Raw genomic sequence first — 277 nt, 5'->3', positions numbered from 1 at the left:
GCCAAAAAGAAAAGTAATCAAAATCTACACTCGAGCCTATCAATACCTTGATTAAAAAAGGCGCAATAAAGGGCCCGACCAGGGTATCAAAACTTGACATAGCAAGGCTTAAAGATACATCTCCTTTTGCAATAAAAGTATTTAGATTTGCAGATGTACCACTAGGGACAATGCCTGCCATTATGATTCCATATGATAGTTCCGACATCCCGAAAAATAACACGGCAAGCCCTATAGAAATCAAGGGAGCGATTACCCATTTTCCTAAGGAACCAGA

General features: G+C 39.7%; 1 protein-coding gene. It reads right to left on the bottom strand.

All coding sequences use genetic code 11. From position 1 onward, the window contains the following. A partial coding sequence (locus SB753_RS36920) for a bile acid:sodium symporter (RefSeq protein WP_410805090.1) occupies positions 1-223 on the bottom strand: 223 nt, incomplete at its 3' end. Positions 224-277: the final 54 nt, after the last annotated feature.

It is taken from the genome of Paraburkholderia sp. SIMBA_053, assembly GCF_046534895.1.
Classification (GTDB): Bacteria; Pseudomonadota; Gammaproteobacteria; order Burkholderiales; family Burkholderiaceae; genus Paraburkholderia; species Paraburkholderia caledonica.
Note: the sequence above shows the minus strand (reverse complement) of the source record. Positions and strands in the feature narration are given on the sequence as shown.